The sequence below is a fragment of the Luteimonas kalidii genome (genome assembly GCF_029887935.1).
Lineage (GTDB): Bacteria > Pseudomonadota > Gammaproteobacteria > Xanthomonadales > Xanthomonadaceae > Luteimonas > Luteimonas kalidii.
Genome location: NZ_JARXRO010000015.1, coordinates 189,426 through 211,348 on the forward strand (window position 1 = coordinate 189,426; position 21,923 = coordinate 211,348).

Genomic DNA, 21,923 nt, shown 5'->3' on the forward strand with positions numbered 1-21,923 from the left:
GGGACGGGTGAGCGCGCCGCGCGGCGCGGCGCTGCAGCGGTCCGAAGCCGATCACGGCGCGTGCGGTATCGCCGGTGCGCGCCCGCGCCGGGAGGCCTCGCCTCAGTACAGCACCCGCGTGCGCAGCGTACCCTCGATCTCGTTGAGCGCGGCGCGCAGGCGCGCGGTGGTTTCCGGGCTGGAGGCGACGTCGATCACCACGTAGCCGACCTTGGCGTCGGTGCGCAGGAACTGGCCGTCGATGTTCACGCCCTCGCGCGAGAACAGTTCGTTGACCTTCGACAGGACGCCCGGCACGTTGCGGTGGATGTGCAGGATCCGGTGGCTGCCGGCGTGTTCGGGTAGGGTGACCTCGGGGAAGTTCACCGCCGACAGCGTGCTGCCGTTGTCGCTGTAGCGCACCAGCTTGGCCGCCACCTCGGTGCCGATGTTGTCCTGCGCCTCCAGCGTGCTGCCGCCCACGTGCGGGGTCAGGATCACGTTGTCGCGACCGACCAGCGGCGACTCGAAGCGGTCGTCGTTGCCCTTGGGCTCGACCGGGAACACGTCCACCGCCGCGCCGCCGACCTGGCCCGAATCCAGCGCCGCGGCCAGCGCGTCGATGTCGACCACGGTGCCGCGCGAGGCGTTGATCAGGTGCGCGCCGGGCTTCATGCGCGCGATCTGCTCCGCGCCGAACATCAGCTGCGTGGCCGGCGTCTCCGGGACGTGCAGCGTCACCACGTCCGCGCGTGCGAGCAGGTCGTCCAGGCCCGCGGCGGCGCGCGCATTGCCGAGCGAGAGCTTGGCCTCGATGTCGTGGAACAGCACCTGCATCCCCAGCGATTCGGCCAGCACGCCGACCTGGGTGCCGATATGGCCGTAGCCCACGATGCCGAGCGTCTTGCCGCGCACCTCGTGGCTGCCCAGCGCCGACTTGCTCCAGCCGCCGCGATGGCACTCGGCGTTCTTCTGCGGGATCCCGCGCATCAGCAGGATCGCCTCGGCCAGCACCAGCTCGGCGACGCTGCGGGTGTTGGAGTAGGGCGCGTTGAACACCGGGATGCCGGCCAGCTCGGCGGCCTCGAGATCCACCTGGTTGGTGCCGATGCAGAAGCAGCCGATGGTGATCAGCTTGCGCGCCTGCGCGACCACCTCGGCGGTGACCTGGGTGCGCGAGCGGATGCCGATGATGTGTGCGCCGGCCACCTTCTCGATCAGGTCCGCGCCGGCGAGCGACTTCGGCAGCAGCTCGACCTGGGCGTATCCGGCGGCCTCGAACACCTCGACCGCGCTGCGGCTGATGCCTTCGAACAGCACCACGCGGATGTCCTGCTTCGGGAACGAGGTCTTCAGGGCCGTCATGCGCGTGGGAGTCCGGTGGGTGCGGCGGGACCGGCATTATTCCAGATGCACGCGCCGGATTCCGCACGGCACGCGCGCCGTTTGTCGCGCCGGGCGGAACGACGCACGCGATGGACGGAACACTGCGACGTCGTGGCGACGTCCGTTGCTCCCGAAACGATTTCCGCTCGGCCGCGCGATGCGTTCTGCGGCGACGGCCGCAGCCTCCGCCATCCCGTGGCGATTCGCCTGCAGCGCACGCCGGACAGGCAATGCGCCCATCCCGCCGTCACGAGTGCGGCGTGCTGGACGCCCGCGATGGCGACTGGCACGCTTGCGCTCCCGTGTCCGCCTGCGAGTTCCGATGACCGACCCGCGCCTGGCCGCGCTCGCGCAGTCGCAGCCCGAGCTGCGCCTGCTCACCGATCCCGCTGATCTTGAGCACTACGGACGCGACTGGACCCGGCGCTGGACCCCGGCGCCGCTGGCCATTGCGTTGCCGGCGAATGCGGAGCAGGTGCAGGCGATCGTGCGCTGGGCGCGTGCCGAGGGTGTGGCGCTGGTGCCGTCGGGTGGGCGCACCGGCCTGTCCGGCGGCGCGGTGGCCGCGAACGGTGAACTGGTGGTCAGCCTGGAGCGCATGAACCGCGCCATCGGCTTCGACCCGGTGGACCGCACGCTCACCGTCCAGGCGGGCATGCCGCTGGAGGCCGTGCACAACGCCGCGCGCGAGCACGGCTTGTCCTACCCGGTGGACTTCGCGGCGCGGGGCTCGTGCACCATCGGCGGCAACATCGCCACCAATGCCGGCGGCATCCGCGTGATCCGCTACGGCAATACCCGCGAGTGGGTGGCCGGGCTGAAGCTGGTCGACGGGCGCGGCGAGCTGCTCGATCTGGGGCGCGCGCTGGTCAAGAATTCCAGCGGCTACGACCTGCGCCACCTCGCGGTGGCCTCCGAGGGTACGCTCGGCATCATCGTCGAGGCGACGCTGCGGCTCACCGACCCGCCGCCGGGCAGCAGCGTGATGCTGCTGGCGCTGCCGGATTTCGAATCGCTGATGCGGGTGTTCGAAACCCTGCGCGCGCGTCTGCGGCTGGAGGCATTCGAGTTCTTCACCGACCGCGCCCTGCAGCACGTCCTCGCGCACGGCGCCCAGGCGCCGTTCGACGAGACGTATCCCTACTACGTGGTCGCCGAGTTCGCCTCCGGCGAAGCCGGCGAGGACGCCGCGCTGTCGGCGTTCGAGCACTGCGTGGGCGAGGGCTGGGTGCTCGACGGCGTGATCAGCCAGAGCCAGGCCCAGGCTGCGCAACTGTGGCGCCTGCGCGAGGGGATCACAGAGAGCCTGGCGCCGTACGTCCCGTACAAGAACGATGTCGCGGTCCGGATCTCGGCCATGCCCGCGTTCCTGGCCGAGACCCAGGCCCTCCTGGCCCACGAATACCCGCATTTCGAGGTGGTGTGGTTCGGGCATATCGGCGACGGCAACCTGCATATCAACGTGCTCAAGCCCGACGACATGGACCAGTCCGGGTTCGTGGACGAGTGCGAACGGGTCACGAAGCTGCTGGCGGGCGCGCTGCAGCGCCACGGCGGCAGCATTTCCGCCGAGCACGGCATCGGCCTGGTCAAGAAGCCGTACCTGGGCTCGACCCGCGACGAGGCGGAGATCGCGCTGATGCGCGGCATCCGCCGCGTGCTCGACCCGGACGGGCTGATGAACCCGGGCAAGCTGTTCGACCCGTGAGCAGCCTGCGCGCGGCGTGGCCGGTGTTCAGCCACATGGCCGCGCGAACGGCTACCCTCGCGATTCCTCCGCACACGCCTTCGCCGACGATGATCCGCATCGCCCTGGGGTTCGCCCTGTTCGCCTGTACCAGCCTCGCCGCCCATGCCGGAAGTTTCGGCGGAACCACGGGCGGGAGTTCGGCCGCCGGATCGTCGGCCTCCTCGGGCAGCACCTCGGGCGACGACAAGGTGGTGGTCGACGCGCACGAGGATGCCGCGCTGTTCGTCGCCAGCGACGGCGCGATCCGCGGCGCGCAGCTGGAAGCGGCGCTGCGCCACCTGCGCGAATCCGACCCGGGCGCACGCGCGGCCAGTGACCTCGCCCTGGCGCAGTCGATCCTCGCCCGCTGAGCGGCGTCTGCCGGTGCGGTGGCTCGCGGTCCGCGCCTGCGGGCTGGTCGCGTTGCTCGGGGTCGCGCTGCCGGCGGCAGCCGCGCTGCGGCTGACGGTCGACCCGCAGGGACTGACGCCGACCGAGGCCGACGCCACGCGCGCGCTGGCCGATGCGGCGCTGGCGCGCCTGCCGCCTGCTTTCGTGGCGCGGCTCGACCGTAACGTCGGATTGCACTGGCGCGACGACCTGCCCGAGCATGTCCACGGCCGCGCGCGTGGCGGCGACATCGCGCTGCGACGCGCGCTGCTGGACGGCTGGGTTGCACGCGATCCGCACGCGACAAGCGCGGATCCCGGCGCCCACGCCGCGCTGTCGGCCCTGCTGCACGAACTGGCGCACGTGCATGCGCGCTCCGGCGCGGGCGACCTGGCGCGCGACCCGCGCCTGCTCGACCTGGCCGGCTGGCCGGTGGTTCCGCTGCGGTTCGGCCTGCGCACGCCGCGCAACTCCCTGCGAGAGCGCAGCCCGGACCCCTACGAGTACGCCTCTCCGTCCGAGTTCGTGGCGGTGAACTTCGAGCACTTCCTGCTCGACCCGGACTACGCCTGCCGACGCCCGGCCGTGGACCGGCTGCTGCGCGCGCACTTCGGCGCCCCGCCGATGGCGTCCTCCGAATGCGCGGCCACGGTGCCGCTGGTCGCCTCCGGCGACGACGGTGCCGCGCTGCGGCTTGAGTCGCTGGATCCCTCGCGCGTGCATGCCGTCGACTACCTGCTCGCGGAACCCGACGAGCGCGCCATGAGCCGCTGGGGGCATTCGATGCTGCGTCTGGTGGTGTGCGCGCCGGGGCGCCCGCCCGGGCCGGACTGCCGGCTGGACCTGTCGCACCATCTGGTGCTGTCGTTCCGCGCCTTCGTCGACGATGTCCAGGTGTCGAACTGGCGCGGCCTGACCGGCGCGTATCCCGCGCGCCTGTTCATCCTGCCGCTGTCGCAGGTACTCGACGAGTACACGCGGGTGGAACTGCGCGGACTGCGCTCGGTGCCGCTGCGGCTCGGCGAGGATGAAATTTCCGGCCTGCTCGAACGCGCCGCGCAGGTGCACTGGAGCTACGACGGGCGCTACCGGTTCGTCACCAACAACTGCGCGGTCGAGACCTGGAAGCTGCTCAACGACGGCGTCCCGCGCCTGGCCGGCGCGGACCTGCGCAGCATCACGCCCACCGGACTGCTGCGCCGGCTCGAACGCGACGGCGTGGCGGACGCCTCGGTGCTGGCCGATCCCGCGGCCGCGCTGCGGCTGGGCTACCGCTTCGAATCGCTGGAAACGTACTTCACCGACATGTTCGCGATCGCCACCGCCGCCCACGCGCTGCCGGCCGGCGACGTGCAGGCCTGGTTCGCGCTCGACCCCGGCGAGCGACGGCCCTGGCTGGCGCGCGGCGACCTGCGCACGACCGCGGCGCTGCTGGTGCTGGAGCGGGCCGCGCTGCGACGCGACGAGGCGCAGGCGCGCGAGATGCTCAAGCAGCGGTTCCTGCGCGGCGAGGACGCTGGTAGCGACGAAGCAGGGCGGTCCGGCGCGTCGGACCTGGACGATGCCCGCGAGGAGCGCGACGACATCGAGGCAGACCCCGATCCGGTGGACGGCCGTGCCACCGCCGGAGACGCTGCCGGCGACCCGCTGCTCGTCCCGGTCACGACGCCGGTGCGCGATGGGGCCGATCCTGCCGGGACGCTGCGCCGCCTGCGCGAGTTGCTGGAAGATGGCGCCTACGCCGGGCGGCCCGCGTTGCTGCTGCCGGGCGCGGGCTACGGCCTGCCGCAGGCCGAGGAGCGTGCGCGCCTGTCGGATGCGGTGGTGCGTGACGACGCGCGCCTGCGCCGCCTGCGCGAGGACCTGATGCGCGAGGCGCGGACGTGGCTGCCGTCCGGCCAGCGGCACCGGCTGGACGCCGCCGAATCCAATCTGGCGCTTTTGGGCGCGCGCCTGCGCGAGCTGGGTGGCGCGCGATCCGTGTCCTCGCGCTGACGAAGGACCGGTCGCGGTGAGTACGCCCCGAGCGTCCGCGGTGGCCCAGCCGCGTCGCCGCGTAGCCCGGATAAGCGGAGCGCATCCGGGACATCCGCGCGGGCCCCGGATGCGCGTCGCTTATCCGGGCTACGTTTCCGGCGACGTTCCAGCTACGCTTTTCCGGCAACGTTTCCGGCGACGTTGCGGGGTAGGGCCGCGGCTCGCTCAGTCCGCGCGACCGCCGAACTCGCCGGTGGTGGTGTTCACCAGCACGCGCTCGCCGTTGACGATGTACTCGGGCACCATGATCTCGATGCCGGTGCTGAGCCGGGCCGGCTTGGGACGCTTGGTCGCGGTGCCGCCCTTGAGTTCCGGCGGCGTCTCCACGACCTCCAGCGTCACGTGCTGCGGCAGCTGCAGCGCCACCGGCTGTTCGTCGATGATCTGCACGTAGCTGCCGGTGAGGCCGTCGGTGATGTAGCCGGCATCGTCGCCCACCACGTCGGCATCGAGGGTGTAGGGCGTGTAATCCTCGTCGTCGAGGAACACGAACGCCTCGCCGTCCTTGTACGAGAACTTGGCCTGGCGGCGCAGCAGCTCGACCTCGCTCAGGTTGTCGTCGCCGTCGAAGCTGGCGTCGAGCTTGTTGCCGCCGGGCACGCTGTACATGATGAAGCGGAAACGCACGTTGCCGCCGCGTCCCTGCGGCGAGCTGCGCTCGATGTCGCGCACCTGGTAGACGGTGCCGTTGTGTTCGACCACGTTTCCCTTCTTGACGTCGTAGGCTTTCATGCGGATTCGGAACTCGGGAGTGGAATGGGAGGGCCCGGACGGGAGCATGGAGCCGGTTCCTGCGCTGCGTCGACGCTCGCGCTGCGACGCGTGGACCGGCTACTTCGGCGCCAGCCGCACCGCGCCGTCCAGGCGGATGGTTTCGCCATTCAGGTAGCGGTGGCCGACGATGTAGGCGACCAGGTCGGCGAACTCCTCGGGCCGGCCCAGGCGCGAGGGGAACGGAATCGACGCCGAGAGCGAGGCCTGCACCTCGTCCGGCATGCCATCGACCATCGGCGTCCAGAAGATGCCGGGCGCGATCGTGTTGACCCGGATGCCGAAGCGCGCGAGCTCGCGCGCCATCGGCAGGGTCATGCCGACCACGCCGCCCTTCGAAGCCGAATACGCGGCCTGGCCGATCTGGCCTTCGTAGGCCGCCACCGAAGCGGTGTTCACGATCACGCCGCGCTCGCCGTCGTCACCGGGCGCGTTGTGCTGCATGCGCGCGGCCGCGGCCTTGGCGACGTTGAAGCTGCCGACCAGGTTCACCAGTACCGTGGTGCTGAAGTTCGCCAGCGGCATCGGCGCCTCGCGCCCGAGCACGCGCCCGGCACCGAGGATCCCGGCGCAGTTCACGCCGACATTGAGACCACCCAGGAACGCCTCCGCCTCGGCCACGTTGCTGGTGACGCCGTCCTCGCTGGTGACATCGGTATGGAAGTAGCGCGCGTTGTCCCTACCGAGCGCGGCCACCGCGGCGGCGCCCTTGTCGTCGTTGACGTCGAACAGTGCCACCCGGCCGCCATCGGCGACCAGGCGCTGCGCCACGGCCAGGCCCAGGCCGGAGACGCCACCGGTGACGATGGCGCGGACGGAATCGGAATGCATGGCGGGTCCTGCTGGGGAAAGACCGGCATTTTAACCGGCAGGCGCCTCGGCCGCGCCGACGCACGCGGGGTCGGGGACAGGGCGGCTGCCGGTGCGGATCAGGTCCTGGCCGTCATCCGCCGTGCGAACTCGTCCGGGGTCAGCCCCGGGGCGAACAGGAAACCCTGGCCGACCGGCACGCCGAGTTCGAGCATGAAGCGCCGCTGCGCCTCCGATTCGATGCCCTCGGCCACCAGCCCGAGGCCGAGGCTGCGCGCGATGCCGGCCACCGCCTGGCATACGGCGACGTCGGACGCATTGCCCGGCACGCCCTCGACGAACAGCTGGCTCAGCTTGAGTCCGTGGATCGGCAGCCGGCGCAGGTAGTTCAGCGCGCTGTAGCCCTCGCCGAAATCGTCGATGGTCAGGATCACGCCCATCTCGCGCAGCGCCGCGAACGTGCGCAGGGTGTCGGGTGCGTCCTCGATCAGCACCCGCTCGGTGAACTCCAGTTCCAGCGCTGAGCCGGGCAGGGCGTGCTCGTCGAGCGCCTCGCGGATCGCACGCGCCAGGTCCTCGACCAGGAACTGGCGGTACGAGACGTTGACCGCGACCCGGATGATCCCGAGTCCGGCGTCGCGCCATTCGGCCGCCTGGCGACAGGCCTGGCGAAGCACCCAGCCGCCGATGCGCACGATGTCGCCGGTGGTCTCGGCGTGGCCGATGAAATGGTCCGGGCGCATCTCGCCCAGCTGGTGGTTCTGCCAGCGGATCAGCGCCTCGGCGGCCACGGTGGCGCCGTTGCGCAGGTCGACCTGCGGCTGGTAGACGAGGCGGAACTCGTCGTTGTCGGCCGCGCGGCGCAGCTGGGTTTCCATGCGCAGGCGGTTCTCCTGCGACTGCGCCAGCTCGGGCGTGAACTCCTGGCGCCCGTTGCGGATCCGGCGCTTGCTGTCGTACATCGCCGCGTCGGCGTTCTGGATCAGCAGCTGCGGCCGGTCGCCGTCGCGCGGCGCGCGCGCGATGCCGATGCTGGCGGTGATCGCGAACTCCTCCTTCTCGAAGCGGAAGCTTTCGGAGAACGCCTCGAGGATCGCGTCGGCGATGCGGTCCGGGCGCGTCTCGTCGTCGCGGGTGTTGCAGGCCACCAGGAACTCGTCGCCGCCGAAGCGTGCGACCAGGCCCTCGGTGCCCGCGGCGCGGGCGATGCGCCGCGCCGCCGTGCTGAGCAGGTCGTCGCCGGCGGCGTGCCCGAGCACGTCGTTGACCATCTTGAACCGGTCCAGGTCGATGTACAGCACCGCGATCCCGCCTCGCAGCGGGTCGCGCATGCGCGTGTCGAGCTCGTACAGCATCGCGTCGCGGTTGAGCAGGCCGGTGAGCGGATCGGTGCGCGCGCGCACCCGCAGCGTTTCCTGCTCCTGCTTGCGCTCGGTGATGTCCTGCAGGGTGCCGGTGATGCTGGTGCCTTCGCTGCGGTTGATCTCGGCCTCGCCGATGATGCGCACCCACAGCGGACTGCCGTCGGCATGCGTGCCCTGCACCTCGATGTCGATGGGCCGGTTGCCCGAGATCGCCACGTCCAGCGCGTCGCGCAGGCGCGCCCGGTCGTCGCGGGTGAGGGCGGTGAGCAGGTCGCCGATCCTGTGCAGGGGGCGGCCGCCGAGGATGCGCAGCGCCTCGACGGTCATGTACAGCGCGTCGCGGTCGACCTCCCATTCCCAGCCGCCGATGTGGGCGAGCGATTGCGCGCGGTCGAACAGGGCGCTGTCGCGCTTGAGCTGGGTGACGTCGCTGAAGAACGACAGCACCTGCACCGGCTTTCGTCCGCCGGGCGCGAATAGTGGCACGCTGCTGACCGACAGCCAGCGCAGGCGGCGCTCGGGCCGGTGGTAGAGCCCCAGGACGCGGCTCTCGGTCGCGCGCCCGGTACGCAGGGTCTGCGACGGCGGCAGGTCCTCGACCGTGATCGGACGACCGCCTTCGTCGACCATCGCCCAGTCCGCCGCGCGCAGGTAGGTCTGGAAATCGACGTGTCCGTCGGCGCCGAGGATGCGCATCGCCGCGGCGTTGGCCTGCACCAGCCGGCCGTGGTCGTCGAGCACCAGCACGCCCTTGTCCATCACTTCCAGCAGCTGTCCGTAGCGCAGCTCGGCCACGCGGCGCGCGGACAGGTCGCGCGCCACCGCCACCACGCAGCGGCGTCCGTCGTGCACGAAGCCCGCCGAATGCACCTCCACCGGGAAACGGGTGCCGTCGCCGCGCATGTTGGCGACTTCGATCACGTAGGTCTCGCCGCGATTGAGCGTCTCCAGCACCGGCTGCATGTGGTCCTTGGGCAGGTCCGGGTTGAGCACCTCGATCGGGCGGCCGACGATCTCCTCGCGCGGGCGGCGATATGCGGCCAGGCCGGCCTTGTTGAGGTCGAGCACGATGCCGCGCTCGTCGAGGATGCTGACCGGGTCGGGGACCGCGTCGAACAGCGCGTGATAGCGCAGCCGCGCGGCCTCGGCCTCGTTGCTGGTGGCGCGCAGCGCGTCGCGGGCGCGGGCGAACAGCTCGCGGGCGTCGGCGGGCAGGCTCAGGTCGCGGCCGGCGGCCTCGAGCGAAGCGACGATCTGCGCCGTGCCGTCGTTGGCCGGCGGCATCGCCGCTTCGTCCGGCAGCCGCCGCGGACTCATCCGGCCGCCGCCAGGGCCTTACCGGCCTTGCTGCCCGTGTCCCGTCCGAGCAGGGCGGCCAGCCAGCGTCCCGTGTCGGCGAGCCGGTCGAGATCGATGCCGGTGTCGATGCCCAGGCCGTGCAGCATGTACACCACGTCCTCGCTGGCGACGTTGCCCGATGCGCCCTTCGCATACGGGCAGCCGCCGGCGCCGGCCACCGCGCTGTCGACCACCGCCACGCCTTCCTCCAGGCAGGCCAGCACATTCGCCAGCGCCTGGCCCCAGGTGTCGTGGAAATGCACCGCCAGCGCCGGCATCGGTACCTCCATCGCGACCGCGCGCAGCATCGTGCGCGCCTTGCCGGGCGTGCCCACTCCGATCGTGTCGCCGAGCGAGACCTCGTAGCAACCCATCGCATGCAGCGCCCGCGCCACGCGCACCACGTCGGCCAGCGGCACCTCGCCCTGGTAGGGGCAGCCGAGCACGGTCGACACGTAGCCGCGTACCCGCACGCCGTCGGCGCGCGCACGTTCGAGCACCGGGGCGAAGCGCGCGAGCGATTCGTCGATGCCGGCGTTGGTATTGCGGCGGTTGAAGGCCTCCGAGGCGGCGGTGAACACCGCCACCTCGGTCGCGCCGACCGCGCGTGTGCGCTCGTAGCCCTGCAGGTTCGGCACCAGCACGGGATAGGCCACGCCGGGCCGCCGCTCGATGCCGGCATACACCTCGGCGGCATCGGCCAGCTGCGGGACCCACTTCGGGCTGACGAAGCTGGTCGCCTCGATGGTCTGCAGGCCGGTCGCGGACAGGCGGTCGATCAGCTCGATCTTGGCCGCGGTGGGCACCTGCGCCGATTCGTTCTGCAGCCCGTCGCGCGGACCGACCTCGACGATGCGGACACGCTGCGGCAGCGCCACGTCAGTCCTCCAGCACGACCAGCACGCTGTCGGCTTCGACGAAGTCGCCGACGCCTGCGCGCAGCTCGCCGACGGTGCCGTCGCGCGGCGCCTTCAGGGCCAGCTCCATCTTCATCGCCTCGATCACCGCCAGCTCCTGTCCCCGTTCCACCCGGTCGCCGGCGGCGACGCGCAGCGCCACCACGCGGCCCGGCATCGGCGCACGCACGCGGTCGTCTCCCTCTGCCTGGCCCGTGCCCTCGTGGCGGTACACCGCCAGCGGCCGCAGCGTCAGCCGGCGCTCGCCATCGTGCACGTCCACCCGCCCGGGCTGCAGCGACACGCGCACACGCAGGCCCCTGTCGTCCATACGTAGCGAGAGCGCGTCGCCGGACAGGCGCGCCCCCTCGATCGCCGCGACCCGGCTGCCGTGCGCGATCCGGTAGCGTCCGGCATGCCCCTGGGCCAGCAGTTCGATGCGGGCGTCGCGATGCTGGAACGCCAGCGGCCGCTGGCCGGCGTGGCCCAGGCGCCAGCCGTCCGCCAGCGCCCACGGCGAACCCGGATCGCCCGAGGCCGCCGCCACGTCGCGCTGGTCGTGTTCCTGCCGCAGCAGCGCGGCCGTGGCCGCGGCGAACAGCAGCGAAGGATCGTCGGACGCGTCCGGGCCGGCGATGAACTCGTCCAGGTGGCGGTCGAGGTAGCCGGTGTCGATGCGGCCCTCGACCACCGCCGGATGCCGCACCAGCGCTTCCAGGAACCCGATGTTGGACTTCGGGCCCTCGATCACGCACTGCGCCAGCGCCTCGCGCAGGCGGGCGAGGGCGCGCGGACGGTCGGCGTCGTGGACGACGAGCTTGGCGATCATCGGGTCGTAGAAGATCGTGACCGTATCGCCCTCGACCACGCCGGCATCGACGCGCACGTGTTCCGAGGCGTCGGGCAGCTCCAGCCGCTGCAGCCGGCCGGAACCCGGGAGGAAGCCGGCGTCGGGATCCTCGGCGTACAGCCGCACCTCGATCGCATGGCCGTGGCAGCGCACGTCCTCCTGCGCCAGCGGCAACGGCGCACCGGCGGCCACCCGCAGCTGCCATTCCACCAGGTCCAGCCCGGTGGTCAGCTCGGTGACCGGGTGCTCCACCTGCAGCCGGGTATTGATTTCCATGAAGTAGAACCCGCCCTCGGGGTCGACGATGAATTCGACCGTGCCGGCGTTGGCGTAATCGATCGCGCGCGCCGCCAGCACCGCGGCCTCGCCCATCGCCGTGCGCAGTTCCGGGGTCAGGAACGGCGAGGGCGCTTCCTCCAGCACCTTCTGGTAACGGCGCTGCGCGGAACACTCGCGTTCGTTGAGATGGATGACGTTGCCGTGCGCGTCGCCGAACACCTGGATCTCGATGTGGCGCGGCGACTGGATGTAGCGCTCCAGCAGCACCCGGTCGCGGCCGAAGGCGTTGGCGGCTTCGCGCTGGCAGCTTTCGAGATTCGGCAGGAACTCGTCCAGCGCGCGCACGATGCGCATGCCCTTGCCGCCGCCGCCGTGGGCGGCCTTGATCATCAGCGGGAAGCCGATCCGCGCCGCCTCGCGTGACAGCGTGGCGTGCGACTGGTCCTCCCCGGTGTAGCCGGGGACCACCGGCACGCCGGCCGCCTGCATCAGTTCCTTGGCGCCGGCCTTGCTGCCCATCTTGCGCATCGACGCCGCCTTCGGCCCGATGAAGACCAGGCCTGCGGCCTCCACCGCGTCGGCGAAGTCGGCGTTCTCGCTGAGGAAGCCGTAGCCGGGGTGGATCGCCTGCGCGCCGCTGCGCGCGGCGACCTCGAGGATCGCATCGCCGCGCAGGTAGCTCTCCGCCGGGCGCGGCCCGCCGATCGGCCAGGCTTCGTCGGCCAGGCGCACGTGCTGCGCATCGGCATCGGCCTCGGAGTACACCGCCACCGTGCGGATGCCGAGCCGGCGCGCGGTGCGGATCACCCGGCAGGCGATCTCGCCGCGGTTGGCGATCAGGATCGTGTCGAACATGCGCTTCAGCCCTCCCCTTCAAGGGGAGGGTGGGGTGGGGATGGTTCCGGAGCGTGGGCCTGCAACGCGGCAATGATCACTTCGACGACTCCCTCGGTATTGTCGAACACTTCGTTGTTCCAGAACCGGATGACCTTCCAGCCCGCATCGCCGAGAACCCTGGTCCGTTCGGCGTCGGCAAGCGCGGTTTCCGCGTGCTGGCCGCCATCCAGTTCGATTGCGATTCTTCTTTCGAGGCATGCGAAATCCAGAATGAAGTTCCCGTACGGATGCTGGCGGCGGAACTTGCAATCGTTGAGCTGACGGTCGCGGAGGTACTGCCAGAGCCTGCGTTCCGCATCGGTCGCCTCATTGCGCAGCTTCCGCTGCAGTCTGCCTCGAATGATCTTGCGATTGGTCTGTCCCTGCATCGATGTTCCTCCCTGAACACCATCCCCACCCAGCCCTCCCCTTGAAGGGGAGGGTTCACGCCGAACCACCTCGTCCTGCCGCACTCCAGGCCGGCGCGCGTTTGTCGAGGAAGGCCGACAGGCCCTCCTGGCCTTCCGGGGAGACGCGCAGCGCGGCGATCAGGCGCGCGTTGGAATGGTCGAGCAGGTCGCGGTCGGGCTGCAGCGCGACCTCCCGCACCAGCCGCTTGGCCGCCGCGGACGCGACCGGCCCGGCCTTGAGCAGCAGCGCCACCTGGCGGTCCACTGCCGTGTCCAGTGCGTCGGCCTCGACCACCTCGTGCAGCAGCCCGATGCGCAGCGCCTGCGCGGCGTCGAACACCTCGGCGGTCGCGAACCAGCGCCGCGCCTGGCGCGGGCCGATCGCGGCCACCACGTAGGGCGAGATCACGGCCGGCAGCAGGCCGAGCCGACTCTCGGTCAGGCCGAAGCTCGCCTGCGGCACGCCGATCGCGATGTCGCAGCAGGCGACCAGGCCCACGCCGCCGCCGAACGCCGCGCCGTGCACGCGGGCGACGGTCGGCTTCGGCAGCTCGTCCAGCGTGCGCATGAGGCGGGCGAGGGCGAGCGCGTCCTCGCGGTTGTCGGCCTCGCTGGCGGCGGCCATGCCGCGCATCCAGTTCAGGTCGGCGCCGGCGGAAAACGACTTGCCCGCGCCTTCGATCACGACCACGCGCACCCCGGGATCGCCGGCCGCACTGCCCAGCGCCTCGGTCAGCTGCGCGATCAGGGCGGCGTCGAACGCGTTGTGCAGGTCGGGGCGCTCCAGCCGCAGGCGCAGCACGGCATCGGCGTGGTGGATCGACAGCGGCTCCGGCATGAGCGTTCCGGCAGGGGACATGGCCCCGGATGATAGCCCGCGACCACGACCGGGCCGGCTGCCGTCGCGGCGCTTCACGCCGGCGCGGCACTGCCGGGCGGCGGCCTCCGCTGCTAAGATGAGAACTATTCGTATTCAAGGTGCCACCGTGACGCTTGCCGATCTGCCGCGCCGCACCCCGTCCACCGTCGAGGCCGTCGATGCCCGTGGCGAGAACGACGTCATCGCCCGTCGCCTGCGCGAGCTCGGTTTCGTGGCCGGCGAAGCCGTGGAGGTGGTGTCGCACGCCCCCTTCGGCGGCGACCCGATCCTGGTGCAGGTCGGCTACACCCGTTTCGCACTGCGCCGGATCGAAGCCGCGCGGGTCCGCGTGGTGACGCCATGACCGCGCAGGCGGCCGCAGAAGCGCAGCCCTGGCGCCTGGCGCTGGTCGGCAATCCCAACTGCGGCAAGACGGCGCTGTTCAACCTGCTCACCGGCAGCCGGCAGAAGGTCGCCAACTACGCCGGGGTCACGGTCGAACGCAAGGAGGGTCGCTTTCACGGCGCCGAGGGCCGGCAGTACGTGCTGCTCGACCTGCCGGGCACCTATAGCCTGCAGCCGGCTAGTCTGGACGAGGCGATCACGCGCGACGTCTGCCGCGGCTTCTATCCCGGCGAGCCGGCCCCTGACCTGCTGGTGTGCGTGGTCGACGCCACCAACCTGCGCCTGCACCTGCGCTTCGCGCTCGAACTGCGCTCGCTGGGCCGGCCGATGGTGCTGGCGGTGAACATGATCGACGTCGCCCGGCGCCGCGGCATCACGGTGGATCTGGAGGCGCTGGAGCGCGAACTCGCCATTCCCGTGGTGGAGACCGTCGCGGTCAGGCACCATGGCGCGCAGGCGCTGCTCGATCGCCTGGACCGCATGCCGGTGCCGCCGGTTGCGCGTGGCGGGGCGGACGGAGGCGCCCCCGACCTGCACGCCGAGACCCGGCGCCTGATCGACGTGGCCGTCCGCATGCCGCGCCGCACTGCCCGCATCGACGACGCCCTCGATCGCTGGCTGCTGCACCCGGTGTTCGGTCTGGTGGCGCTGGCGCTGGTGATGTTCCTGATCTTCCAGGCCGTGTATGCCTGGGCGACGCCGGTGATGGACCTGATCGACGCCGGCACTGGCTGGCTCGGCGGGGCCGTCGGCGGCGCGCTGCCCCAAGGCCCGCTCAACAGCCTGCTGGTGGACGGCGTGATCGCCGGGCTGGGCGGTGTGATCATCTTCCTGCCGCAGATCCTGGTGCTGTTCGCCTTCATCCTGGCGCTGGAGGAGAGCGGCTACCTGCCGCGCGCGGCGTTCCTGCTGGACCGGCTGATGAAGGGCGCGGGGCTGTCGGGGCGCTCGTTCATCCCGCTGCTGTCGAGCTTCGCCTGCGCGATTCCCGGGATCATGGCCACGCGTTCGATCCAGGATCCGCGTGACCGGCTGGCGACGATCATGGTCGCGCCGTTGATGACCTGCTCGGCGCGCCTGCCGGTGTACGCGCTGCTCATCGGCGCCTTCATCCCCGCGCGCACGGTCTGGGGGCCGATCGGCCTGCAGGGGCTGGTGCTGTTCGGCCTCTACGTCGCGGGCATCGCCAGCGCGCTGGTGGTGTCGTTCGTGATGAAGCGCTGGCGGCGCGACACCTCCGAGCACGCGCTGCTGCTGGAACTCCCGTCGTACCGCGTGCCGCATCCGCGCGACCTCGCCATCGGCCTGTACGAGCGCGGCATGATCTTCCTCAAGCGGGTGGGCGGGATCATCTTCGCGCTCACCGTGCTGCTGTGGGTGCTGCTGAACGTGCCGGCACCGCCGCCGGACGCGACGATGCCCGCGATCGACTACAGCCTGGCCGGACGCATCGGCCATGCGCTGGCCGTCGTGTTCGCGCCGCTCGGATTCAACTGGCAGATCTGCATCGCGCTGATCCCCGGACTGGCGGCGCGCGAGGTGGCGGTGTCGTCGCTGGCGACGGTCTACGCGCTGTCGGCCGCCGACGACGAGGCCGCGGCGCAGGCGCTCACGCCCATCATCACCGACGGCTGGTCGCTCGCGACCGGGCTGTCGCTGCTGGTGTGGTTCATCTACGCGCCGCAGTGCCTCTCCACCTGGGCGACGATCAAGCGCGAGACCAACTCCTGGCGGATCATGGCCGCGAACGCGGCGGGCCTGTTCGCGCTGGCCTACCTGGCCTCGCTGCTGACCTACCAGGTCGCGGTGGCGCTGGGGGCGGGCTGAACCATGGAAACCGGCCTGCTGCTGCAGTACCTGGTCGTGGCGGCCGTGGCCGCGTACAGCGCCTGGTTCGTCGCCCGGCGGCAGTTTCCGGATGGTATCCGCCGGATGCGGATCGCGCTCGCCGTGCCGCTGGTGCGCGATGGCCGGCCGCGCTGGATGCACGCGCTGGGCCAGCGCGTGGCTCCCGCGCCACTGCATCGCGACGACGCCTGCGGCGGCTGCAACGGCTGCGGCTGAGCGTCGGACAAGATCGCATCCGGGATTCCGTCGTCCGCCGCGCGTGTACACGCGTGTCCAGGCGTCCCGGATGCGGCCTTCGGCCTTATCCGGGCTACGGAAGGCGGTGCGCGTACGGCCCAAGCGGTGCAGTCACCCCACGATACTGATCGAGCACGATGGCGACGCCGTGCCGGGCGCGTAGCCCGGATAAGGCCAAGGGCCGCATCCGGGACGAACGCCCGGAAAGATTGACGATTCGCAGACGCCCGCGCCGCGCTCAAGCCAGGCGATTGTGTCGAACCGCGCGACCGCGCCCGCGCGTCGCCTCAGTGCCGCACGCCGCGCTTGTTGGGCGACCGCACCGGCCGGCGCATGTCGCTGGTCGGGGTGACCTCGACCGAGAGATTGAAGGTGCGTTCCTCGCCGGCCAGCATCGCGCCCACGCCCACGAGGTGGCGCGCGATCTCCTTGCCCTCGTCGTCGCGCACGGTCAGCAGCACCGAGTATTCCCAGGCCCCGCCCTCGGACGGATGCCGGATCATGCCCTCCACCTGCAGCGCGGTGGTGCTGGCCGCCGGCGCGGCGCCGGGCGCCGCGCGCGGGGAGTCGAAGCGCAGGTAATGCTTGCACGCAGGACAGATGCTCGAACTCTCGAGGATCGTCGTCTTGCAATGGGGGCAGGTGCGCGTGGCACCCGCCATGCCGGGCTTCGGCGTGCTCACGCCGGAGCTCAGGACGCGCGTTCGGCGGGCTCCGCGGCCTCGGCGGCCTTGCCGTTGCGGCGTGGCGCGGCGGACTCGGACGCGTCCCAGCCGCACTCGACGTGGCCACGGATCTTGGAACCGGCCGCGACCGTCATCGAGCCGGCCTTGACGTCGCCGGTCAGCACCGCCGAGGGCAGCAGCTCGACCTTCTCGGCCGACTGGATGTTGCCGTCCAGTTCGCCCGCGACCACTACCTGGCGCGCCTTGACGCCGCCGTTGAGACGGGCACCGTCCTCGATCCGCAGGTTGCCCTGCACGTTGACGTCGCCCTTGAACTTGCCGGCGATGCGGACATGGCCGCTGCCTTCGATCTTGCCTTCGATGGTCAGGTCGGCGGCGATCAGCGATTCCTTGGCCACCGGCTCGGGTGCCGGGGCGGGCGCGGCGGCGCGCGGCGGCGCGACCTGGCTGGGGCTGAAATCGGCCACCGCGTTCGACTCGCGCGACGGAGGCGTGGCGGCAGGCGTATCCGATGCGAAGGAGGGCTGGTCCTTGCGGGCGGTGGCGTTGTTCTGCGGGCTGTTGAAGATGGCCATGGCGCGGAGTCCTCGGGGCTGGGCAGGGATGGCCGGAAGACGCCGGCCATACAGGGGAGCCCCGGAGCCTAGCACGTGCACACTACCTTCACGCTGTGACGCACCTCACCGAATCCGTTGCGTGGCAATCACTTGCCGCGCGTTGTTGAGCAGCTTCCTGCGCCCGCGTCACGGCGCGGCACCCTCGGGCCACCAGGCGCGGAAGCGGCCGCCGGCGTGGAGCAGCGCCATCATGTACAGCATGCCGTCGTAATAGCGGTGCTGACCGGTGGGCGCCGGCCGCTCCCACAGCGCCCGCACGAAGTCCAGTCGTCGCGGATGGTCGGCCGCCAGCGCCGCGACCGCGTTCATCGCCACCAGTCCCGTGGTCAGGCCGCCGCCGAGCGGGGTCCCGTCGAGCGTGTACAGGCTCTGGTAACCGTCCATGCCCTGCGCGGCGAAGAACGCCTGCAGCCGGTTCGACAGTTCGACCTGGCGCGGGTCCGCGCGCCACCACGACCAGTCCACCGACCAGTTCATCGCGCTGCGCCAGGCGTCGTAGCGGAAATCCGCCGAACCCGGATGCCACGATGCGGCCCAAGGCGTGCCGTCGAAGTTGCCGTAGTCCGACGTCAGCCCGGTGCGCGGATGCGCGGCCCTGGCGAAATAGTCGCGGCTGGTGCGCGCGGCCTCGCGCCAGAACCCGCGGTCGGCCTCCGGCCCCACGCGGGCCCAGACTTCGTAGAACGCCGGCAGGTGGTAGGAGGCATCGGTGTGCGCGGCGTTCACCACGTCGGGGGTGAAGCGCACCATCTTCGCGTCGCGGTCGAACAGGTTGGTGGCCGTCATCTCGCCGCGGTTGGTCGGGCCGGTGACGGGTTCGCGATGCAGCACGTCGTGCAGGATGCGGTCGGCGTGCGCGCGGTAGTCGTACAGGCCTTCGCCATCGCCCCACCGCGCGGAGGCGAAATACAGCGCGGTGATGAAGTACTCCTCGCCGTCGGGCGCCGGCATCTCGTCGATCGCGGTGCCGTCGGCCTTCACCGACCAGGCGAAGTAGCCGTGCGCCGGATGCGCCGGATCGGCGTGGTAGGTGTGGGTCATCGCCCAGTTCCACAGCGCGTCGAACTCGCGCTTCCGGTCCAGCTGCACGGCGATCATCATCCCGTACGACATGCCTTCCGAGCGCACGTCGTCGTTGTTGACGTCGAGGATGTAGGCCAGCGGGCCGTCGGCGTTGCGTCCGGCGTCGTAGTACACCGCCTCGTGCTCCGGGTCACCGTGGAAGAGCTGCGCGAACGCGGATTCGATCTTCGCGTCGATCCCGTCGCGTGGGTAGCCCGCTTCGGCGAACAGATCCGCGTAGCGGCCGGTCACCGCCGCGCCGGTGGCTGCATCGACGGCCGGGCCATCGCCCGGGCGTGAGACGAGGCCCGAGGGTGCCGCGCTGCACGCGCCGAGGATGGAGGCGACGAGAAACGCAGCGAAGGCGGCGTGGAAGGCGCGCGGATGCGGCATGGGCGGGCGCGAAAGATGGCGGGCCCGCGAAGGTAGCAGAGCTCAGCGCCCGCGCGCGGGTGGTTACATCCGGAACACGCCGAACTTCGCCGGCTCGATCGGCGCATTGAGCGAGGCGGAGATTCCCAGCCCCAGCACGCGCCGGGTGTCGGCCGGATCGATGATGCCGTCGTCCCACAGCCGCGCGGTCGCATACCACGGGCTGCCCTGGGATTCGTACTGCTCGCGGATCGGCGCCTTGAAGGCTTCCTCGTCCTCCGCGCTCCACTGGCCGCCCTTGCCCTCGATGCCGTCGCGGCGCACCGTCGCCAGCACGCTCGCCGCCTGTTCGCCGCCCATCACGCTGATGCGCGCGTTCGGCCACATCCACAGGAAGCGCGCGCCGTAGGCGCGGCCGCACATCGCGTAGTTGCCGGCGCCGAAGCTGCCGCCGATGACCACGGTGAACTTCGGCACGCTCGAGCACGCGACGGCGGTGACCATCTTCGCGCCGTCCTTGGCGATGCCGGCGTTCTCGTACTTGCGGCCGACCATGAAGCCGGTGATGTTCTGCAGGAACACCAGCGGGATGCCGCGCTGGTTGCACAGCTCGATGAAGTGCGCGCCCTTGAGCGCGCTCTCGGCGAACAGGATGCCGTTGTTGGCGACGATGCCGACCGGATAGCCGTGCAGGTGCGCGAAGCCGGTGACCAGGGTCTTGCCGTAGCGCGCCTTGAACTCGTCGAGCTCGCTGCCGTCGGTGATGCGCGCGATCACCTCGCGGATGTCGAACGGCCGGCGCGTGTCCTTCGGCACGATGCCGTACAGCTCGTTCGCCGCGTACAGCGGTTCGCGCGGCTCGCGCACCGCCACCGGCAGCACCTTGCGCCGGTTGAAGTGCCCGACGATGCCGCGTGCGATTTCCAGCGCGTGGCGATCGTCCTCGGCGAAGTGGTCGGCGACCCCCGACACGCTGGTGTGCACGTCCGCGCCGCCCAGCGCCTCGGCATCGACCACCTCGCCGGTGGCCGCCTTCACCAGCGGCGGGCCGCCGAGGAAGATCGTGCCCTGTTCCTTCACGATCACGCTCTCGTCGCACATCGCCGGCACGTAGGCGCCGCCGGCGGTGCAGCTGCCCATCACCACCGCGACCTGGGGGATGTTCTCCGCGGACAGGCGCGCCTGGTTGTAGAAGATGCGGCCGAAATGTTCGCGGTCCGGGAAGACCTCGTCCTGCAGCGGCAGGAACGCACCGCCGGAGTCCACCAGGTACACGCAGGGCAGGTGGTTCTCGCGCGCGATCTCCTGCGCGCGCAGGTGCTTCTTCACCGTCATCGGGAAATACGTGCCGCCCTTGACGGTCGCGTCATTGGCGACGACCACCACCTCGGTGCCCATCACCCGGCCGACGCCGCAGACCATGCCCGCGGCCGGCGCGTCGCCGTCGTACATGTCCTCGGCGGCGAGCGGCGCGATCTCCAGGAACGGCGACCCCGGATCGAGCAGGGCCGTGATGCGCTCGCGTGCGAGCAGCTTGCCGCGCCCCGCGTGGCGTTCGCGCGCGTGCGCGCCACCACCGTCGGCCGCGCGCGCCAGGCGCCGGTCGAGTTCCTCGACGAGTCCGCGGTGCCAGGCCGCGTTGTCGAGAAAGGCCTGCGAACGGGGATCGAGCTGCGTGGTCAGGACCGTCATCGTCGGGCGCGCTGCAAGAGGAGCGCAGAGGATACGTGACCACGCGCGCCGCCGCCCGCCGGCGGCATGGACGCAACGAGCGTGCCTCCAAACGAAAACAGGCCCGCGCGAGGCGGGCCTGTCCGGGACTGCACTGCGCGCGGAATCAGTCGCGCGCGTCTTCCTCGACTTCCGCAGCGGCGTCGCTCACGGCGCCCGCGGCATCGGCCGTGGCTTCCTTGGTGGCGTCGGCGGCGTTGTCCATGGCGGCATCGGCTTCGGCCGCGGCCTGGTCCATGGCAGCGTCGGCTTCGGCGGCGGCCTGCTCGGTGGCGGCAGCGGCTTCGGCAGCGGCCTGCTCGGTAGCGGCGGCGGCGTCGGCGGCAGCCTGCTCGGTGGCGGCAGCGGCGGCGGCGGTGTCTTCCGCGGCGCCCTCGGCGGTGTTCTTGCAGGCGGCCAGGGCGAGCACGCTGGCGGCGGCGATGGCGATGAGCTTGGTGTTCAAGATGGTGTCTCCGAAGGCAAGGGAGGGACTGTCTGATGTCGCGTCCGGCCTCGGACTCCCCGTGGCCGCGGCGGCATTGTGCAGAAACGGATGTTCAAATAAAAGAAAAGCCGCCGGCGGACCGGCGGCTTTCCTGGACAGCCTGGGAAGACCCGTCAGATCACGGGTTGGCTTCTTCGGCGGCGTCCTCGGCGTCCTGCGCCGCGTCTTCCATGTTCTCGGCCGTGTCGGCAGCCGCGTCGGCAGCCTCGGACGTGGTGGCGGCGGCAGCGTCGGCAGCGGCGTCGGCAGCAGCGTCAGCGGCGGCAGCGGCTTCGTCGGCGGCAGTCTGGGCGGTCGCTTCGGTCGCGGTGCCGGCAGCCTCGGTGGCTTCGGTCGCGGCATCGGCAGCGGCGTCGGCGGCGTCGGCAGCGGCGTTCTCGGCCTGCTGCTGGTTGCTGCAGGCGGCCAGGGCGAAGCCCAGGGCCAGCGCGAGCAGAGCCTTGTTGATGGTCATATTGAATCTTCCTCGTCTGAAAGGTGGAGAACGCGCAAGATTGCGCGCCG

At 71.3% G+C, this 21,923-nt stretch carries 20 protein-coding genes; 6 read left to right on the forward strand and 14 right to left on the reverse strand.

The annotated features are described in order from the left end of the window. Nucleotides 1-102: 102 nt before the first annotated feature. Nucleotides 103-1,344: a phosphoglycerate dehydrogenase gene (gene serA / locus QFW81_RS09710; RefSeq protein ID WP_280578559.1), complete on the reverse strand. Its 1,242-nt coding sequence runs from the start codon at nt 1,342-1,344 to the stop codon at nt 103-105. A gap of 343 nt (nt 1,345-1,687) precedes the next feature. Here serA and QFW81_RS09715 point away from each other — a divergent pair, with 343 nt between their 5' ends. The 3 genes from QFW81_RS09715 to QFW81_RS09725 all read left to right on the forward strand — a co-directional run bounded on the left by QFW81_RS09715 (nt 1,688) and on the right by QFW81_RS09725 (nt 5,479). Next, nucleotides 1,688-3,073: an FAD-binding oxidoreductase gene (locus tag QFW81_RS09715; RefSeq protein ID WP_280578560.1), complete on the forward strand. Its 1,386-nt coding sequence runs from the start codon at nt 1,688-1,690 to the stop codon at nt 3,071-3,073. A gap of 89 nt (nt 3,074-3,162) precedes the next feature. Next, nucleotides 3,163-3,465, forward strand: a complete 303-nt coding sequence (locus QFW81_RS09720; RefSeq protein ID WP_280578561.1) for a DUF2388 domain-containing protein — start codon at nt 3,163-3,165, stop codon at nt 3,463-3,465. A gap of 13 nt (nt 3,466-3,478) precedes the next feature. Next, nucleotides 3,479-5,479 (forward strand): DUF7844 domain-containing protein, encoded by a 2,001-nt coding sequence (locus QFW81_RS09725; RefSeq protein WP_280578562.1) that lies wholly within the window; start codon nt 3,479-3,481, stop codon nt 5,477-5,479. 207 nt (nt 5,480-5,686) lie between these two features. Here the strand turns inward: QFW81_RS09725 and yeiP are convergent, their stop codons facing one another. The 7 genes from yeiP to QFW81_RS09760 form a co-directional block, all read right to left on the reverse strand. Beyond that, entirely contained in the window at nt 5,687-6,253 is a 567-nt protein-coding gene (gene yeiP / locus QFW81_RS09730) for an elongation factor P-like protein YeiP (protein WP_280578563.1), read from the reverse strand. A gap of 99 nt (nt 6,254-6,352) precedes the next feature. Beyond that, nucleotides 6,353-7,123 (reverse strand): SDR family NAD(P)-dependent oxidoreductase, encoded by a 771-nt coding sequence (locus QFW81_RS09735; protein ID WP_280578564.1) that lies wholly within the window; start codon nt 7,121-7,123, stop codon nt 6,353-6,355. 98 nt (nt 7,124-7,221) lie between these two features. Beyond that, the gene (locus tag QFW81_RS09740) at nt 7,222-9,783 is read right to left on the reverse strand and encodes a sensor domain-containing protein (protein WP_280578565.1); all 2,562 of its coding nucleotides are present in this window, start codon (nt 9,781-9,783) and stop codon (nt 7,222-7,224) included. Continuing rightward, nucleotides 9,780-10,676: a hydroxymethylglutaryl-CoA lyase gene (locus tag QFW81_RS09745; protein WP_280578611.1), complete on the reverse strand. Its 897-nt coding sequence runs from the start codon at nt 10,674-10,676 to the stop codon at nt 9,780-9,782. Before QFW81_RS09745 ends, QFW81_RS09740 begins: the two co-directional genes overlap by 4 nt. 7 nt (nt 10,677-10,683) lie before the next feature. Beyond that, nucleotides 10,684-12,684 carry an acetyl/propionyl/methylcrotonyl-CoA carboxylase subunit alpha gene (locus tag QFW81_RS09750; protein ID WP_280578566.1) on the reverse strand — a complete coding sequence of 667 codons (2,001 nt, stop codon included), beginning with the start codon at nt 12,682-12,684 and terminating at the stop codon, nt 10,684-10,686. A gap of 5 nt (nt 12,685-12,689) precedes the next feature. After that, nucleotides 12,690-13,094 carry an endonuclease domain-containing protein gene (locus QFW81_RS09755; RefSeq protein WP_280578567.1) on the reverse strand — a complete coding sequence of 135 codons (405 nt, stop codon included), beginning with the start codon at nt 13,092-13,094 and terminating at the stop codon, nt 12,690-12,692. A gap of 55 nt (nt 13,095-13,149) precedes the next feature. Beyond that, nucleotides 13,150-13,953: an enoyl-CoA hydratase-related protein gene (locus QFW81_RS09760; RefSeq protein WP_280578569.1), complete on the reverse strand. Its 804-nt coding sequence runs from the start codon at nt 13,951-13,953 to the stop codon at nt 13,150-13,152. Nucleotides 13,954-14,101: 148 nt separating this feature from the next. Between QFW81_RS09760 and QFW81_RS09765 the strand changes: the two genes are divergently transcribed. Genes QFW81_RS09765 through QFW81_RS09775 form a run of 3 tightly spaced genes read left to right on the forward strand, consistent with a single transcriptional unit; the run spans nt 14,102 to nt 16,443 of the window. Continuing rightward, nucleotides 14,102-14,338, forward strand: a complete 237-nt coding sequence (locus QFW81_RS09765; RefSeq protein WP_280578570.1) for a FeoA family protein — start codon at nt 14,102-14,104, stop codon at nt 14,336-14,338. Continuing rightward, on the forward strand, nt 14,335-16,206 hold the full coding sequence (gene feoB, locus QFW81_RS09770; RefSeq protein WP_280578572.1) for a ferrous iron transporter B: 1,872 nt from the start codon (nt 14,335-14,337) through the stop codon (nt 16,204-16,206). The genes QFW81_RS09765 and feoB overlap by 4 nt, the downstream gene beginning before the upstream one ends. 3 nt (nt 16,207-16,209) lie before the next feature. Further along, entirely contained in the window at nt 16,210-16,443 is a 234-nt protein-coding gene (locus tag QFW81_RS09775; protein ID WP_280578573.1) for a DUF6587 family protein, read from the forward strand. 308 nt (nt 16,444-16,751) lie between these two features. Here QFW81_RS09775 and QFW81_RS09780 read toward each other — a convergent pair whose 3' ends face one another. The 6 genes from QFW81_RS09780 to QFW81_RS09805 form a co-directional block, all read right to left on the reverse strand. Continuing rightward, nucleotides 16,752-17,147: a hypothetical protein gene (locus tag QFW81_RS09780; RefSeq protein WP_280578575.1), complete on the reverse strand. Its 396-nt coding sequence runs from the start codon at nt 17,145-17,147 to the stop codon at nt 16,752-16,754. 8 nt (nt 17,148-17,155) lie between these two features. Next, on the reverse strand, nt 17,156-17,725 hold the full coding sequence (locus QFW81_RS09785; RefSeq protein ID WP_280578577.1) for a bactofilin family protein: 570 nt from the start codon (nt 17,723-17,725) through the stop codon (nt 17,156-17,158). Between the two features lie 168 nt (nt 17,726-17,893). Beyond that, nucleotides 17,894-19,222, reverse strand: coding sequence for a family 8 glycosyl hydrolase (locus QFW81_RS09790; protein ID WP_280578579.1), 1,329 nt, complete (start codon nt 19,220-19,222; stop codon nt 17,894-17,896). Nucleotides 19,223-19,285: 63 nt separating this feature from the next. Then, on the reverse strand, nt 19,286-20,893 hold the full coding sequence (locus QFW81_RS09795; RefSeq protein WP_280578580.1) for a carboxyl transferase domain-containing protein: 1,608 nt from the start codon (nt 20,891-20,893) through the stop codon (nt 19,286-19,288). Between the two features lie 145 nt (nt 20,894-21,038). Next, on the reverse strand, nt 21,039-21,377 hold the full coding sequence (locus tag QFW81_RS09800; RefSeq protein ID WP_280578582.1) for a hypothetical protein: 339 nt from the start codon (nt 21,375-21,377) through the stop codon (nt 21,039-21,041). Nucleotides 21,378-21,537: 160 nt separating this feature from the next. Continuing rightward, the gene (locus QFW81_RS09805; RefSeq protein ID WP_280578584.1) at nt 21,538-21,873 is read right to left on the reverse strand and encodes a hypothetical protein; all 336 of its coding nucleotides are present in this window, start codon (nt 21,871-21,873) and stop codon (nt 21,538-21,540) included. Nucleotides 21,874-21,923: the final 50 nt, after the last annotated feature.

Bases quoted from the DNA above. Each gene is read 5' to 3' on its own strand.
- feoB (WP_280578572.1), top strand. From the start codon at position 14,335: ATGACCGCGCAGGCGGCCGCAGAAGCGCAGCCCTGGCGCCTGGCGCTG.
- QFW81_RS09760 (WP_280578569.1), bottom strand. From the start codon at position 13,953: ATGCCGGAGCCGCTGTCGATCCACCACGCCGATGCCGTGCTGCGCCTG.
- QFW81_RS09785 (WP_280578577.1), bottom strand. From the start codon at position 17,725: ATGGCCATCTTCAACAGCCCGCAGAACAACGCCACCGCCCGCAAGGAC.
- QFW81_RS09805 (WP_280578584.1), bottom strand. From the start codon at position 21,873: ATGACCATCAACAAGGCTCTGCTCGCGCTGGCCCTGGGCTTCGCCCTG.
- QFW81_RS09795 (WP_280578580.1), bottom strand. From the start codon at position 20,893: ATGACGGTCCTGACCACGCAGCTCGATCCCCGTTCGCAGGCCTTTCTC.
- QFW81_RS09755 (WP_280578567.1), bottom strand. From the start codon at position 13,094: ATGCAGGGACAGACCAATCGCAAGATCATTCGAGGCAGACTGCAGCGG.
- QFW81_RS09740 (WP_280578565.1), bottom strand. From the start codon at position 9,783: ATGAGTCCGCGGCGGCTGCCGGACGAAGCGGCGATGCCGCCGGCCAAC.
- QFW81_RS09750 (WP_280578566.1), bottom strand. From the start codon at position 12,684: ATGTTCGACACGATCCTGATCGCCAACCGCGGCGAGATCGCCTGCCGG.
- serA (WP_280578559.1), bottom strand. From the start codon at position 1,344: ATGACGGCCCTGAAGACCTCGTTCCCGAAGCAGGACATCCGCGTGGTG.
- yeiP (WP_280578563.1), bottom strand. From the start codon at position 6,253: ATGAAAGCCTACGACGTCAAGAAGGGAAACGTGGTCGAACACAACGGC.
- QFW81_RS09790 (WP_280578579.1), bottom strand. From the start codon at position 19,222: ATGCCGCATCCGCGCGCCTTCCACGCCGCCTTCGCTGCGTTTCTCGTC.
- QFW81_RS09720 (WP_280578561.1), top strand. From the start codon at position 3,163: ATGATCCGCATCGCCCTGGGGTTCGCCCTGTTCGCCTGTACCAGCCTC.
- QFW81_RS09735 (WP_280578564.1), bottom strand. From the start codon at position 7,123: ATGCATTCCGATTCCGTCCGCGCCATCGTCACCGGTGGCGTCTCCGGC.
- QFW81_RS09715 (WP_280578560.1), top strand. From the start codon at position 1,688: ATGACCGACCCGCGCCTGGCCGCGCTCGCGCAGTCGCAGCCCGAGCTG.
- QFW81_RS09775 (WP_280578573.1), top strand. From the start codon at position 16,210: ATGGAAACCGGCCTGCTGCTGCAGTACCTGGTCGTGGCGGCCGTGGCC.